The 15,417-nt window shown below is 46.7% G+C and carries 14 protein-coding genes; 5 read left to right on the forward strand and 9 right to left on the reverse strand.

The window, feature by feature from the left end; translation table 11 throughout:
• The first annotated feature begins 30 nt into the window (after positions 1-30).
• From AM1_RS17820 to AM1_RS17830, 3 genes are all read left to right on the forward strand, one after another.
• Positions 31-285 (forward strand): hypothetical protein, encoded by a 255-nt coding sequence (locus AM1_RS17820; protein WP_010475102.1) that lies wholly within the window; start codon positions 31-33, stop codon positions 283-285.
• Positions 282-1,046 (forward strand): DUF1350 family protein, encoded by a 765-nt coding sequence (locus tag AM1_RS17825; protein ID WP_012164272.1) that lies wholly within the window; start codon positions 282-284, stop codon positions 1,044-1,046. The genes AM1_RS17820 and AM1_RS17825 overlap by 4 nt, the downstream gene beginning before the upstream one ends.
• A 199-nt stretch (positions 1,047-1,245) precedes the next feature.
• Positions 1,246-1,767 carry a pentapeptide repeat-containing protein gene (locus AM1_RS17830; RefSeq protein ID WP_012164274.1) on the forward strand — a complete coding sequence of 174 codons (522 nt, stop codon included), beginning with the start codon at positions 1,246-1,248 and terminating at the stop codon, positions 1,765-1,767.
• Here AM1_RS17830 and accB read toward each other — a convergent pair.
• The 5 genes from accB to AM1_RS17855 form a co-directional block, all read right to left on the reverse strand.
• Positions 1,764-2,231: an acetyl-CoA carboxylase biotin carboxyl carrier protein gene (gene accB, locus AM1_RS17835; RefSeq protein WP_012164275.1), complete on the reverse strand. Its 468-nt coding sequence runs from the start codon at positions 2,229-2,231 to the stop codon at positions 1,764-1,766. The two genes, AM1_RS17830 and accB, sit on opposite strands and share 4 nt — an antisense overlap.
• Positions 2,232-2,246: 15 nt before the next feature.
• Complete coding sequence (efp, locus tag AM1_RS17840) at positions 2,247-2,804, reverse strand: elongation factor P (protein WP_010475096.1); 558 nt, start codon at positions 2,802-2,804, stop codon at positions 2,247-2,249.
• A 191-nt stretch (positions 2,805-2,995) separates the two neighbouring features.
• Positions 2,996-6,043 carry an EAL domain-containing protein gene (locus AM1_RS17845; protein ID WP_012164277.1) on the reverse strand — a complete coding sequence of 1,016 codons (3,048 nt, stop codon included), beginning with the start codon at positions 6,041-6,043 and terminating at the stop codon, positions 2,996-2,998.
• Positions 6,044-6,259: 216 nt separating this feature from the next.
• Positions 6,260-7,351, reverse strand: a complete 1,092-nt coding sequence (locus AM1_RS17850) for a hybrid sensor histidine kinase/response regulator (protein ID WP_012164278.1) — start codon at positions 7,349-7,351, stop codon at positions 6,260-6,262.
• 383 nt (positions 7,352-7,734) lie between these two features.
• Positions 7,735-8,367: an exopolysaccharide biosynthesis protein gene (locus tag AM1_RS17855; RefSeq protein WP_012164279.1), complete on the reverse strand. Its 633-nt coding sequence runs from the start codon at positions 8,365-8,367 to the stop codon at positions 7,735-7,737.
• A 269-nt stretch (positions 8,368-8,636) separates the two neighbouring features.
• Here AM1_RS17855 and ahcY point away from each other — a divergent pair, with 269 nt between their 5' ends.
• The gene (ahcY, locus tag AM1_RS17860; protein ID WP_012164281.1) at positions 8,637-10,022 is read left to right on the forward strand and encodes an adenosylhomocysteinase; all 1,386 of its coding nucleotides are present in this window, start codon (positions 8,637-8,639) and stop codon (positions 10,020-10,022) included.
• A 273-nt stretch (positions 10,023-10,295) separates the two neighbouring features.
• The gene (locus tag AM1_RS17865) at positions 10,296-10,994 is read left to right on the forward strand and encodes a tetratricopeptide repeat protein (protein ID WP_012164282.1); all 699 of its coding nucleotides are present in this window, start codon (positions 10,296-10,298) and stop codon (positions 10,992-10,994) included.
• On the opposite strand, the gene AM1_RS17870 is transcribed toward AM1_RS17865, so the two are convergent.
• From AM1_RS17870 to AM1_RS17885, 4 genes are all read right to left on the reverse strand, one after another.
• Positions 10,972-11,376, reverse strand: a complete 405-nt coding sequence (locus tag AM1_RS17870; RefSeq protein WP_012164283.1) for a hypothetical protein — start codon at positions 11,374-11,376, stop codon at positions 10,972-10,974. The two genes, AM1_RS17865 and AM1_RS17870, sit on opposite strands and share 23 nt — an antisense overlap.
• Before the next feature lie 42 nt (positions 11,377-11,418).
• Positions 11,419-12,384 (reverse strand): carbohydrate kinase family protein, encoded by a 966-nt coding sequence (locus AM1_RS17875; RefSeq protein ID WP_012164284.1) that lies wholly within the window; start codon positions 12,382-12,384, stop codon positions 11,419-11,421.
• A gap of 131 nt (positions 12,385-12,515) precedes the next feature.
• Entirely contained in the window at positions 12,516-13,481 is a 966-nt protein-coding gene (hemC, locus tag AM1_RS17880) for a hydroxymethylbilane synthase (RefSeq protein WP_041659940.1), read from the reverse strand.
• A gap of 140 nt (positions 13,482-13,621) precedes the next feature.
• On the reverse strand, positions 13,622-15,406 hold the full coding sequence (locus AM1_RS17885; RefSeq protein WP_012164286.1) for a tetratricopeptide repeat protein: 1,785 nt from the start codon (positions 15,404-15,406) through the stop codon (positions 13,622-13,624).
• Positions 15,407-15,417 lie beyond the last annotated feature (11 nt).

The following is a 15,417-nucleotide window of genomic DNA, read 5'->3' on the forward strand; positions in this document are numbered from 1 at the left end:
ATCTAATCTGGATCCTCTTACAATACGGTTATGAACGCTTTTGATCCGACTCCACCCAACTGGACCAAGACCGCGACCCATGCCCATCATTTTGGCTGTCCGAGTTGTCGGGCGACCTGTTCAGAAGCTCAGGCTGTGTGGATCAATCGTCGGGCTCCGGTCATTACTGAAACCTATATGCGTAAGTGGCAAGAGTTCTACCAATGTCAGTGCGGGCAGGCGTGGTGGGCGTGGAGCAGCGATCGTCCACCTTCAGATTTACATCCAAAAGAACATCCAGAATGAACTGGCAAGAAATAGCTAATAACTCGATTCTTATTCCTCCCCAACCCATTGCCTTAATTCATTTTTTGGGGGGTGCTTTTGTCGCTACTGCTCCGCAAGCAACCTACCGGAGACTTCTGGAAGGGCTAGCCAATCAGGGATATGCCGTCATTGCTACTCCCTTTCTCACCTCGGTTGACCATGCCGGTATTGCGGAAGAAGCGCTCCATCAATTTGAAGACACGGTTGACCGTCTGCAAAGAACTGCTCGATTGCCCCAGTTTCTACCCATCTATGGCATCGGTCATAGTATGGGCTGTAAGCTCCACCTCCTGATTGGCAGTTTGTTTGAGGTTAAGCGAGCTGGGAATATCTTGATTTCCTTTAACAACGCTCCGATTGATAAGGCTATTCCCTTCGCTGACTTGATTACCCCCGCAGTGCCGATTGAATTTTCGCCCAACCCCACTCAAACCAACCGTTTAGTGGAACGACACTACCAAGTTCCTAGGAACTTACTGGTCAAGTTTTCTAATGACACCCTAGATCAAACCTTGAGATTGTCAGGGTTGTTAGAACAGCGTTTTCCTGGCATGATTTCCATTCAGCGACTCGCAGGCAATCATCTGACGCCCCTAGGGCAAGATGTTCGTTGGCAGCCCGGAGACACGTTTACTCCTTTAGATGCGGTTGGGCAATGGTTTCGTCAAGAGCTATATAAAGATGTCAACCACCTTGAAAAAGCGATCTTGCGCTGGCTGGACCCGTTAAGCGTCATTTGAGTCAACAGTCCCAACGGTCTGTATTCCTGATGAGTATTTAGCGATAAGACCCAAGATATCGCCATGGAATAGGGAATGCATAATTTGGGTATTGTGGTTTGAGATCGCACCCCTTTCACCAAAAATCAGCATAAACTCATTTGGTGAGTCCCAACCCCTGGCACAATAAAAACATCGGTGGGAAGGCGATAATTAGGCTATGACCGTTGAAGAACTATTAAAGCGCTATGCCAATGGCGAACGAGATTTTAGTAAATCGAATTTATCAAAGCAGGATTTAAGCCTAGCTCAGCTCGATCATATTGTTTTACGAGATACCAATTTAAGCCATGCGGCCCTTCATGGGATCGATCTACTGTGTGCGAACTTATCCGCCGCCAATTTGTCGGCCGCTAAACTCATTGGGGCTAATCTGACAGGGGCAGACCTAACCAAAAGTAACTTGAGTAATTCTCTCTTGAGTGGCGCCATTTTAGTCGGAGCCTGTCTATCGAAGGCCAACTTGCAACGAGCCTCATTAAATTACAGCGATCTGAGTGGTGTCAATTTTAGAGATGCAGATCTACAGAACGCGAATTTTAAAGGCGCGAACCTGAGCGGTGCTGACTTCTTAGGTGCTAACTTAGAGCACATCGATCTAACCGACGCCATCTTGAAAGATACGATTATGCCGGATGGCAGTATTGCATCCTCATCTGCGGGTTTCGAAGATAACGGCTAGCTCGAAGGGTTAATGCGCATGAGGGTTTGACCAAATTCAATAGGTTCTCCGTTTTCTACGAGAATCTCAACGATTTCGCCATTCACCTCAGCTTCTAGCTCATTCATTAACTTCATTGCTTCGATAATGCAGATGGTTTGCCCACGTCGGGCGGCATCCCCAACTTCTACAAAAGGCGGCTCATCGGGGGCGGGGGAACGATAAAACGTACCTACCATCGGAGAAATCACATCGACCCATTTCTTATCAGGTGCAGAAGGGGGAGAAGAGTCTGGAACTGCAGCTTCTAGTGCAGCGGCATCCATAACCATTGGCTGTGCGGTCGCAGAGGAGACCGTCGCTGTGGTTTGGTTTGCCTTATGGATAGTCAGCTCAAAATCATTACTTTTAAGGCTTAGCTCATCAATATCCGTTTGATTGAGAATTGCTAATAGTTCACGGAGTTGGTTGAGATCAAATTCCACCGTTGATGTTACTCCTTACTCTCGGCCTAGATAGGAGTCGTTGCGGGTATCCACTTTAATTCTTTCTCCTTCAGAAATAAATAAAGGGACCATCACCTGCGCTCCTGTTTCCACAATAGCTGGCTTGCTCCCCCCCGTTGCTGTGTCACCTTTCACACCTGGATCGGTTTGGGTGACTTCTAAAACGACTGATGTTGGCAACTCAACCTCTAAAACTTGCTCTCCCCATTGGATGACATTGACTTCCATGCCTTCTTTCAAGTATTTCACGCGAGTGCCAATTTGCTCTTGGCTCAGGCTAGCTTCTTCATAGCTTTCCATATCCATGAACACAAATTGGTCACCATCTTTATAGGTGTGCTGCATGACCCGCTTTTCCAAATTGGCTTGGGGAACGGTTTCTCCCGCTCGGAATGTCCGTTCTACGACACTGCCACTTTGGACATTCTTTAATTTTGTTCGCACGAATGCAGAGCCTTTACCAGGTTTGACATGGAGGAACTCTACAACTCGCCAGACTGAGCCATCAAGCTCAATTGACACACCTGTGCGAAAGTCATTACTGGAAATCATCGATTTTCGGCATGGGAAGAACAATCGGCAATTCATTTTACCGCCCAGGGGGGCTGTCTGGACGTCTAGTTCTCGCTCCCTGGGAAATAACAGGGAAAAACTGGACTGGGATTAGTCTTACAGTGGGGATTATTGCTCAAAGAAATCAGCGGATCTTCAGTTTTGAAGCCTCAACGCAAGCCATTTGGCTACTACTGGAAAACCCCTTGTTTAACAATGTTTTGTAAGGGCATCAGCCCAGCAATTAATCCTTTTCGGTCTAAGGGCTGCGATTCTATGGATTGCAGCACAATATTAATTTTGGTCAAGGTATCGACTAGATTCAGCAATACATTATGCTCAGAAAAGCCGGGTAATAGGTCCACCGCGCCATGGTCTATGACTCTTTGGTGTTCGGAAGGAGCAACTTGGGGTTGCTCGCCATTGGTAAACATCAACTTAAGGCGCGGGTGATGTTCTGAGCACCAGAGACAAAAATCTTCTAACTCTTTCAATACAAGATTTTTATCCATTAAAAGTAAATCGGGGATTGCATAACCCATCTTTTGCATCTGTGTTAGGGTTTGCCTGACATCCTGTTCTGCAGGCTGCCATGTTACGGATACCCCTTGAGAGGTCAGTGCTGCTTGCCAGATTTCTCCTTGAAATTGGATGGACTGGGACATCATTACTGTCTTATCCGACTTGGAGATACCCAGATGCCCCAAAGATAGATCCTCAGATTCAAAGGTGAGGGTTGTGGTTCCGATCGTGATGCGATCTCCCTCTTGTAGCAGAGTAGGGCGGGTAATGAGTTGACCATTCACCACTACACCAACATGAGTAGCAAGATTGACCAAGTAATAATTCCCAGTGCCCATTAATTGCAACATGGCATGTTTGGAGGCAACATTAGGTTCAGCTAGCAAGATATCGCAACTTTGGCTGGTGCCAATGGTCCAAGATGTTTTGCCAACTAAGGGACGATAGGAATAGGCCGCGTTCACGCGCAACTTCAAACGAGCCAGCGGTAACGTCGAAGGATCTTCAGGAGACGACTGATAATGATGAGCGAGTAAGTGTTCCATTGAACTGGCATCAATCGGCTTGGAGAAAAAATACCCCTGAGCATATTGACAATTCATCGCTCTCAATTGAGCCGCTTGCTCAGCTGTCTCCACTCCTTCTGCCACAGCTCGCATTCCCAGATTTTGAGACAGCATTGTGATGGTGTGGACGATCTGTAAATTCTCATGACTATCCATCGCACTTACAAATGAGCGATCAACTTTGAGAATATCGACAGGAAAACGATGTAAATAGCTGAGAGAAGAATATCCCGTCCCAAAATCATCAATCCCCAGTTGAATTCCTAGGGCTTTAATTTCTAGCAATTTCGCAGCGGTGGCTTCAGCATTTTCCATAATGGCACTTTCTGTAATTTCCAGTTTCAAGCTCTGGGGGGCCAACCCTGTGGTGTGGAGAATGTCTTCAATTTGGGGAATTAGCCCAACTTCGGAAAATTGCTTGCTAGAGAAATTAACACTTACAAATAATGGAACCTCTAATGGGAATTGCGTTTGCCAGCGGCTGAGCTGTCGGCAAGCTTCCTGCAAGACCCACCAGCTAATCGGCAAAATTAACCCTGTTTCCTCCGCAACTGGAATAAACTCTACCGGTGAAATTAACCCTCGTAAAGGATGGTGCCAGCGCAACAGTGCTTCAAAGCCAACAATTGCTGCTGTTTCTAAATGAAAAATGGGTTGGTAATGGAGTTGAAATTCTTGCCGCTCAATTGCCCGTCGTAGATCAACTTCTAGCTGTAGCTGTGCCGAAGCATTACTGTGCATGTCAGCGGTAAACACTTCCCACTGTGCTTTGCCTAAGGCCTTAGCGCGATACATGGCCGCATCAGCATTGTGCAGGAGTTGTTCAGGATCGTCATAGCCCATCGTACTTAGAGCAACGCCCGTACTAACGGTAATCAAAACCTCGCGGCCATTTAAATTAAATGGACAGTTCAATGACTGCTGAATGCGCCCGCAGACGAGTAGGGCATCACTTAAATCCTTAATTCCTTCTAGAAGAACGGTAAATTCGTCTCCCCCTAATCGTGCTAGGGTATCGCTTTCACGGACACAAGCCGTCAAGCGTTCTGCAATTTCGACCAGAAGCTGATCACCAGCTGCATGGCCTAGGCTGTCATTTACGACCTTAAATCGATCCAGATCGAGAAACAGTACTGCAAAAATCTGATCGGGGTGCCGTTTAACTCGCTTAATACAATACTCTAAGCGATCCATAAATAGGGATCGATTGGGTAATCCAGTTAGCTTGTCATAGAATGCATCATGTCTTAACTGTGTTTCAGCTTGCTTGAGCTTAGAAATATCTGTGATAAACCCTTCTAGTCCTAAGGCTTGCCCTTGTTTATCAAAGATGCCATTGCCTTGTTCTAGAAACCACTTCAATTGACCCGACTTTGTGCGAATCCGATACTCAACCGTATAAACCTGCTGTGTTGCGATTGCTGTGGTAATGGCGGCTGTTAGTTGAGGTAAGTCATCTGGATCGATCAGGGTATTGTAGGTAAGGTTGAACGTTCCTAATAGTTCTTCAGGAGCATATCCTGTGAGTGTAAGGCAGCCCTGGCTTAAGGATCGGCGAGACCATCCTAAATCACTGTTGCAGGTAAAAACTATACCGGGTAAAGAATCGATCAAAGACTGTAAATTATGACCTGGGACATCGCGATGAGTTCTCTCGGGATGATCTCCTGCTTTGGGCTTTTGAGTTTGTGCCGTGATAGGTGTAGAAACGCTCAGTTGTGTTGAAAAACTAGATGGTTCAATGTGCTGGGTTAGGAGTACAGCTTGGAAACAGTGATTCGTGTCCGATAAGGGAACGATGTGGAATGGGACAAGCTGCTGCTGTTGGCCTGTCCTGGCTGCAAAGTTGGCTAAAGCTTCTTCCTGAATCGGTAAGTTAGAGATAATAGTTGCTAGATGATCGATATCTTCAGGGACTAAATAGTCATACAAAAAGTGTGGATATTTAGGTTGCTCGTCCTCTGAATTGAACACCAGTTGATGGTATGCATCATTTGCATACAAAACTTTAGGGCCCTTGGCTGCGTCAATGGCAGCTTCAATAATGAAGATGGCCCTATTGGCGTCGCATACAACTTTCTCTAATAACTCATGAGTGCTTAACTCATAAGCCTCAAATATTCCACTCTCCTGCTTTATCTGATTCCCCACGGAATTACCTAACTTATTATCTGCGCCTTCTACCCTGTTTCTATAGTTCCCTAATCTTGAAACAGATCCTTCTTGATCTGGTATTTTTTTTGGAGATATAAAAAATCTAAAGTATCCTTACACGATCTTGAATCTATTGAAGAATTCGAATAATTAAGCTAGTAAATTACAATAGACAGATTGACCATTGTCAATAGTTTGAAATAGGTTCAGTTTTTAGGCTAAAGGCAAAAATATTGACACTTTTGTATATTTCTCTTGCTCACATTTGACTTGCAACTCACCACCATGGAGTTCAGCAATTAGCTTGGCAATAATCAACCCCAAGCCAACACACGTATGTAGATAAGACGCATGGTCAAATTGCATGTGAGATCCCAGCGCTTGTAGCTGATTAGGGCTAGGACCTTGCCCTTCGTTCATAATCTGAAACAAGAAAGTATGACCATGCACGGAACTCTTAAGGCGTACAGAAGTTCCTAAAGAGGAATATTTAAATGAATTATCAACAATTTCTTCTATGATTTTTTGTAATTTTGGCTGTGCGAGTAGTACAGTTGCGTCTTCTAATTCCAACTGTAAATCAGAGATGCGGCTATAGTATTGAGCTTGAGAACGAGCAATATTAGCAATAACCGCTTTTGTGTCACAAACACCCGGATTCTTTCTAAATACTCTTAGGCGTTGAGAATTTTGTTCTATACTTGCTAATTCTTGATAAATGAAAATATTTTGGAGCCGTTTGTATAATAAACCTCCCGTACCCTTGATCTCATTCAAGATATTCTGAGCAGGAGCACTATTCTGGCATTCTTCCTCTAGCAAGGACTGTGAAAGCTTGAGAATTTGTTGTAGAGGTTGATGTATTTCTACGGGAAGAGATTGAATGAGATCGCAGCAGCGATCTTTCCAAATGGGCTGATCATCAGATTGATGAGTTGATACGGTCTCTATTTGAGCATTGACTGCTCCTAATAGTTCATCTCGTGTAAAGGGTTTGGTTAAATAATCATTGGCGCCTAGCTCCATCCCTAATCTCAGATCGGTCTTACTGGCTTTTGCTGTTAAAAAGATAAACGGAACGGACTGCAAATAAGGATTTTGTCGAAGTTGGGTCATGACGCTATAGCCATCAAATTCAGGCATCATAATGTCACAAATCACTAGATCTGGCATTTCTTCCTGAGCTAGTAAAACGCCGATGTGACCGTCTTCCGCTTCGATTACATTGAAGCTTTCAGCAATTAGTATTTCGCAAACAATACTGCGAATGTCATCTTGATCTTCAATGACAAGAACTTTGGACATGGTGATGATATGTTGTGAAAATCACAAATCCCTTATGGAGGGACTCAAACGAGCATTTCTAAAGACGAATCAATAGATGCATAAATGACTTTTATTTAATGCAACTAGCTGGGTAGATGGAGCTAGATCTAGGCCGTGATTGTAACAGGGGTCTTTCTCTAGAATGCCCATAAACTGGACAGCTTATACTACTCCTTGCATGCAGGAGTGATGAAAGAGAGACTGTCTAAACATCCACCTCAATAAAGTGATGCAGTATTAGTTTAGCCCTACATTTTCTATGTTTCAGGTTATTACTAGAAGAAATAGTGGCTTAAGCTACTGAATGATTCTGAAAAGAACTAAATAAAGCTGTTCGGTGCATTTATGAGGAGAAAATAGCTTTAATTCCATAGACCCTCTAGCCATCCTTTTATTATCTCTATTAAGCTGCTTCCTCCCCAAATGAAAGCCACCAGCATTGAGATAGTGATTGCAGCACCAAATAAACTGATGACTAAGCCACCCAAACTAATGGCTCCATCATCTTCTAATAAACCAAAGCCAGTGACGAAAATGCCAATGGCGGGCACTGTATTGGTTCCTGGGATAGGTATCATCATTGAAATGCCCATCAACGCCAATATGCAGCCAATGAGAATCCGTCCCGGAACGCTGGTACAGATCGGTAAAAAGCGGGGGCGAGTGATGGCTTCAATGTTGCGTAGACGAGGTAAAGCCTTTTTTAAGATGCCCTGTACGGTTGAGAGGGCGACCGGGTGAGTCGAAAATTTTTGGGGGAACCAGGGTTGCTTAGAACCAGCAATCATCTGAACAGACAGCAGGAAAATCATAACCCCAAAGGGAACTGAGTATCCGGGCGCTGGGACCGGGAGCGCGGAAGGAAGCGCTAACACAACAAATAAGACTCCAAATACTCTTTCTTCTGCTAGAGTCAACAATTCTTGCAAAGTGACATGAGGAGGATGTTCGTTGTCTAAGAATGTGCGCTGGAGTTCTGATGACAGGCGTGCCATAAAAAATTGAGAGCAAACTCATGCATGGTAAGGGATTACGCAAAGAATACAGCAAAAAGCCCTATCCAGGAGGAATAATTGTCAGAGATGATCAATCTTCAAGGGTATCTGTGGAGACTGAATCAATGCAGTTTGCCAGAATTCACTGATAGATTAATCAGGATGGCAAATAAAGCAACCATTCATTATTCCCCGCCAAATTTATATAAAATGCCTCACTATAATTAACAGAGGATCAAATAAGTACACCCATTGTTGAGAAGGATCACATGAGCCCACAAGTTTTGACCCGAGACTATAAAGTTGCGGATATTTCCCTGGCAGATTGGGGACGTAAAGAGATGGCCATTGCTGAGGGTGAAATGCCGGCATTGATGGCGATTCGTGCAAAGTACCGTGATAGTAAGCCTTTGCAAGGGGCAAAAATCATTGGTTGTATTCACATGACCATTCAGACTGCGGTCTTGATTGAGACGCTCTGTGCCCTTGGTGCAGAAGTTCGCTGGTCTTCCTGTAATATTTTTTCAACGCAAGATCATGCCGCAGCAGCGATTGCCGCTGCAGGAATCCCTGTATTTGCCTGGAAGGGTGAGACTGAAGATGAATATATGTGGTGCATTGAGCAGACTTGCCGCACCCCTGAAGGTGCCCTTTGGGATGCCAATATGATTTTGGATGATGGCGGTGACTTGACGGGGCATATCCATGAGCACTATCCAGATATGCTGAACAACATTCATGGTGTGACTGAAGAAACCACCACGGGTGTACATCGTTTATTGGAGATGTTGGAAAAGGGAGAACTCAAAGTTCCTGCCATCAATGTCAATGACTCGGTCACAAAGTCCAAAAATGACAACAAGTATGGTTGTCGCCACAGCCTCAATGACGCGATTAAGCGGGGTACAGACCACCTCATGTCTGGTAAGAAGGCTTTGGTGATTGGCTATGGTGATGTGGGTAAGGGGTCCGCAGCTTCTTTGCGACAAGAAGGCATGATCGTTAAAGTGACTGAAGCGGATCCCATCTGCGCAATGCAGGCTTGTATGGACGGCTTTGAAGTCGTATCGCCTTATACCAATGGTGTGAATGACGGTACCCTTAACTCCATCAACAAGGACCTGTTGGCCAATACGGATCTAGTCGTCACCACCACTGGCAACTTTAATGTTTGTGATGCCAATATGTTGGTTTCCCTCAAACAAGGGGCAGTCGTTTGCAATATTGGTCATTTCGATAATGAAATTGATACGGCCTATATGCGCCAAACCTGGCGTTGGGAAGAGGTTAAGCCTCAGGTCCATCAGGTTTACCGGAGTGATGATCCACAAGACTTTTTGATCCTTCTGTCAGAAGGGCGATTGGTGAACCTAGGAAATGCAACGGGTCACCCTTCACGGATTATGGATGGCTCTTTTGCGAACCAAGTCTTAGCGCAAATGTTTTTGTTTGAGCGTAAGTTTGCTGACTTACCCGCAGATCAGAAGGCTGCGGCCATCACGGTGGACGTGCTACCTAAGCAGCTAGATGAAGAAGTTGCCCGGTATATGGTAGAGGGCTTTGGGGGTGTGATTACCCAGCTCACTTCTGAACAAGCCCAGTATATCAACGTTCCTGTCCAGGGCCCCTTCAAAACAGAGAGTTATAAGTACTAAGTCTTTACAGACGTGTGCTTTTCCTCAACCCTTAATAGGGTTGAGGTCTTTTAGGGCTCTTGTGTATGTTGATAATGCAAAAGGTTTATAAGGATGTGTGAATATCCCTATAAACCTTTTGTGTATTCAAGGCAGATTCATCAACAGCTTTTCCTTGGAACAAAGCGATACTGAACCCTCTCGAAGAGAGTTAAGGTTCTAACTCAACAGAGCGGTCACTACTGGAGACTGGGCGTGTTAGGCAAAAGTTTGTGTGGTATTTCAGGAGTATATATGAAAAATTTTGCTAGCTTCATTGCCTCATATCAGCAATGTTTACGAGTTGTGTCTTTTTGCTTAGCAGTATTGGGGAGTGTCGCTATGGGGTCAGGGATCTTACGAGCACAGTCTTTGCCTGAGACGCCATCTCCTATCTCTGAACAGCAAGGTCAGTCCAATGCAGACAGTTCGTCCGGCCCCGAGATCCAGGCGCCTCAACCCTCCTCACAACCTTCCGTCACTGAGACGGTTCGATTGGGAGATGATCGCTATGCCCAAGCGGACTATAAAGGGGCTATAGAGGCTTATAGTCAGGCATTGCAGGCCTATAAGCTGAATGCCTATGCACTTTACAATCGGGCCAATGCCTATCGGCAGTTAGAAGCATATGAGGCTGCGATCGCAGATTACACTACCGCCTTGAAAATTGCCCCTGATAACCTGTTTGCCTATCTATATCGAGGCATGGCGTTATACGAGAAAAAGCAGCCAGCAGAAGCCATTGCGGATTTCTCTAAAGTCATTGAACTCAATCCTAAGCATGCTCTGGCCTTTCAGAAACGGGGTGAAAGCCATTTAGCGAACAACAATGCAACCGCAGCCATTCAAGATTTAGAGCAAGCCGCCAAGCTGTACGAGAAAGAAGAGAAATTTCGCAAAGTCAGTCAAGTACAGAAGAAACTCAAAAAAGCTAAATCTGCTCAAGGGAAGTAGTAGGCGGATAAACCGTTTGAGTGGATAGATGTTTGGTGTACCACCATTGTTGTAATGGAGAGGGGAGTCGATAGGTGTAGAGTGTCGTGACTAAGGGGGCGGCGCCCTGATACCCCACCAGTTCAACACAATAAGATGGGTAGCGTTTAGCCGATAAATCAGCAATCAAGCGTCGCCCAATGCGGCGCCAACTGGGTTCCTTGCCTCGCCATTGTAATCGGCAGCAAGGCCACGGTAATTTATCTCGATCAAAGAGTCGACAGCAGGGACCGATCACACGATAGCTAAACTGATTGCCAGGACTTTGAAAAATATATCCTGTTGGCCACGGATGATTGATGGAGATACCAGTGATCTGGGCGGATGGTGGAGATGGAGGCATAGTCCCAGTGGTTGACATGAAAGAGTCCCCGTGTGGATCGCGCTAGGGTTGAGCTTGCAGAAAAGTGGCAACCTCATCAGCAGTGGGCTGGGCTGCGATGGCCCCTGCCTTTGTGGTTGTCAGAGCACCCACCGCATTGGCATAGGTCATCATAGCTTGAGCAGTTTGCACATCTGTAGGATGACCTTGAGTGATGAGCTGATGGATAAAGCCAGCCACAAATGCATCTCCTGCACCCGTGGTATCTTGCACTTCAACGGTGAAGCTCGGACAAGTTCCATCGATATCTTGGAAGGAGTAAGTACATCCCTTTGCTCCCGCCGTCATCATAATGCCCTGAACGGTGGGTAACTGCTTCACCATCGCTTTTGGATCTGTGGTGTTCCATAACCATAACGCTTCTTCTTCAGCGAGTTTCAAATAGTTGGCATGGGGGAGGAGCTGCAAAATAATCTGGCGGGCTTCCTCTGGGTCGGCCCAAAAGACGGGTCGCCAATTGACATCAATTAAGATTTGTACCTGATGCTGTTGGGCTAGATGAATGGATTGACGGACAGCCGCTGCTGATTGAGGATAAGCCAGTTCTAAGGTGCCGAGGATTAAAAAGTCAGCGTTGGTAAACAGGTTCTCTGGTAGATGACCAGCCTGCAATTGGGTATCAGCAAATGCAGCGGTGTCATATTGACCAAACCCAGCGAACGTGCGATCTCCCTCTATTGTTCGGGTGACATACACCTGGCGGGTGGGAGCTGGATCCGTTTGGATGCCTTGAGTATTAACGGTGGTTTGCTGTAACAGCTCAGTGAGTTGTCTGCCGGGTGCATCATCACCGACACAGCCGATAAAGCCAGCAGAGATGCCTAATTTAACGAGTGCACAGGCTACATTGGCTGGCGCACCGCCGGGGTAAGGGGTCCAGGAGGTAACGGCTTCTAAGGTTCGACCGGGCTGATCCGCAAGACAGTCCAACAGAATTTCTCCCAGACATAACACTTGGGGATTAGACATTCTGCAACTCCTCTCAGAACGGTCTGAACCAACGATCTGGATAGTGAAGAAACCTACCCTGTTGTGATGACAACCGACAGCGATTTCAGAGACTAGCCAGGTCGATCCAAAAAGTGGGTGCTATCAGACTATCAGAGATCTGAGGGACGAGCAGCGGCGAATATTTCCTCTAGAATTTCTTGGGCTCCTTGTTCCCGCACTTTTTGGGCGAGATCAATCCCGAGTTGGGTGGCACTAGCAATGGGCCCTGAAACGGTGTCTTTAATCAAGCGTTTGCCGTCTAAACTGGCCACCATACCTACGAGGGTTAACTGGCCTTCCTTAAGACTCGTATTTACGCCAATAGGAACTTGACAGCCACCTTCCAATTCATGCAGAAAGGAGCGTTCAGCTGTACAGCGATGGGCTGAGGGTTCATGCTCTAAGGCCTTGATAAAGGCCATAATTTCTTCATCTCCTTCGCGGCATTCAATGCCTAATGCACCCTGGCCGACGGCATGTAACGAAATGTTTGCAGGGATCACCTGATGGATTCGATCACCAAAGCCGAGTCGTTGCAATCCAGCAACAGCCAGAATGATGCCATCATATTCACCCTCATCTAGCTTCTGAAGGCGGGTATTTAAGTTGCCGCGAATATCTTTGAATTCTAAATGGGGATAGTTATAACGGAGTTGAGCGAGCCGCCGGAGGGATGACGTACCAATGACCGCTCCTTCCGGGAGGGTATCTAGCTGATACGCTTTAAAATTTTCATGGACGACTAGGGCATCCGCAGGATCAACCCGCTCTGTCACAACGCCTAGGCACAGACCTTCCGGTAGGTTCGTCGGTAGATCTTTGAGGGAATGCACTGCCAAATCCGTCTCTTTACGGAGCATTGATACCTCTAGCTCCTTCGTAAATAATCCCTTGTCTCCAATCTTGGCCAGAGCAACATCGAGGATATTGTCCCCTTGTGTGGACATGGTGCAAACTTCAAATTCGTACTCTGGAAAATGTTTTTGTAATTCTCCTTGGACCCAGTGCGTCTGCACTAGGGCTAGTTGACTTTTACGGGAACCAATCCGAATCACGCGAGGGCTGGAGGCAGACATAGAATCAAGTCGCTGTTAATTGCAGCGGTAAAGATGAACGTACCTCAACAGCTTACAGAATTGCGGGAGCACTCGAAAGAGGACTGCCTGCTTTGATAGCGAAACAGGAGCCATTTTTTCTAGGCTGAGGTCAGGAGCCGCTAGGATTGATTCTTTTGGCGTTCAACTCGCTTTTTGAGTTCTGTAATCAGGGGTTGGACTCGCTCATAATCTTGAGTAGATCCCTGGCCTTGATAGATTTTGGCGGCTTGCTGATAGTCAGATAAGGCTTCTTCGTATTGTCGGAGCGCTGAATGGATCAGAGCCCGATTATTATAGGCGGTTGCATTCTCAGGATTTGCCTCGATGGCTTGAGAATAGTCCTTTAAGGCAGCGTCTCGATCGCCTTGAGCAGCATGGAGATTGCCTCGGTTGGTATAGGCAGCGGCAAATTTTGGATCGAGTTTCAGCACTTGTGAGTAATCTGCGATCGCAGCTTCGTTCTGGCCAGCCGTGCTGTGGGCAATGCCTCGGTTGTAGTAAGCCAAGGTATCTTCTGCATTGAACGTAATCGCCTGGGTGAAATCTGCAATGGCAGCTTCAGTATTACCGGCTTTCAAATGGGCGGTGCCGCGATTCTTATAGGCGGCGGCATATTTGGTGTCCATTTGAATGGATGCCGTAAAATCTGCGATGGCGTCTTGGGAGTTCCCCTGATTGAGCTGGACCAGGCCTCGGTTATACAAGGCGGCGGCATATTTTGGATCCAGTTGAAGAGCCTTCGAATAATCCGCCAGGGCTGTGGCATTATCTCCCACCTTGCTATAGGCGACGCCACGATTAAAGTAAGCTAAAGCAGACTTGGGCTGGAATTTAATCACCTGTCCATAGTCTTGAATGGCGGCAAGATGATTGCCGCTGGCCGCGTGAGCGCGCCCTCGATTGAGGTACGCTTCCGGATTCTTGGCATCTCGCTGCAAGACCTGATTAAAGTCTTGGAGGGCTGCTGGGTAGTTCTTGGCCGCAGCAAACGCTAAGCCCCGATTTAAATAGATTTTGGTTAACTCAATATTTTTAGGGTTGAGTTGAATGACCTTGGTGTAATCTGCGATCGCAGATTTGCTATTGCCTAAGACCGTATGGGCGTAGCCACGATTGACATAGGCTAGGGCATAGTTACCATTGATTTGAATGGCTTTGTCGTAGTCTTGAATGGCGCCTTTGAAATTCCCTTTGCCATACTTTTCAACGCCTTGGCGTAAATGGGCCAGGGCCTGCTGACCGCCTTTACCCGATTTGGCTGCTGCCTTGGGCTTGGCCGGCTGAGTTTTTTTGACTGCTTTCGGTGCGGCCTTTTGGGTCGGCTGGGCAACAGGCTTGGTTTTTGTGGGTGGTTTAGCCGTCGGCGCTTTGGGGGTTGTAGGTGATTTAGCGGTTGGTGCTTTGGGGGTTGTGGGTGGTTTAGCCGTCGGCGCTTTGGGTTTTGCGGGTTGTGCTGCTGGTTTGGCCGGAGCAGCCTGACCCGCTGAAGGTTTGGTTTGAGCAGGCTTAGCTTCAGCTGGCTTGGTTTCAGTGACTTTGGTTTGAGCAGGCTTAGCTTCAGCTGGCTGATTTTGAGCAGGCTTGACCTCAGCTTTTTCTGCTGAAGTTGAAGAGGGTTGAGATGGCCCAGTGACTTTGCGGGGGTCTGGCGTGCGGATCGGTCCAGGAGCCTTCTCGATAAATTCGTTGGGCAATGGGGTAAGTGAAGACGGCTGTGTTGGCGTCTTAGCAGAGGAGGGCTGAGGTTGGGTGGGCGCTGATGATGGCGTCGAAGTAGATGAGGTTTGGGCTCGGACTCGATCAGGCATCACTCCGTTTACTGTTGCCAATCCCCAGAGCAGTAGAGTTGAGCTTAAAAGCTTTTTCTTGAGAAGGGTTGAAGTAAAGATAGAATGACTTGCCATCGCTCTAAAAA

The sequence above is a fragment of the Acaryochloris marina MBIC11017 genome, assembly GCF_000018105.1.
GTDB classification, from domain to species: domain Bacteria; phylum Cyanobacteriota; class Cyanobacteriia; order Thermosynechococcales; family Thermosynechococcaceae; genus Acaryochloris; species Acaryochloris marina.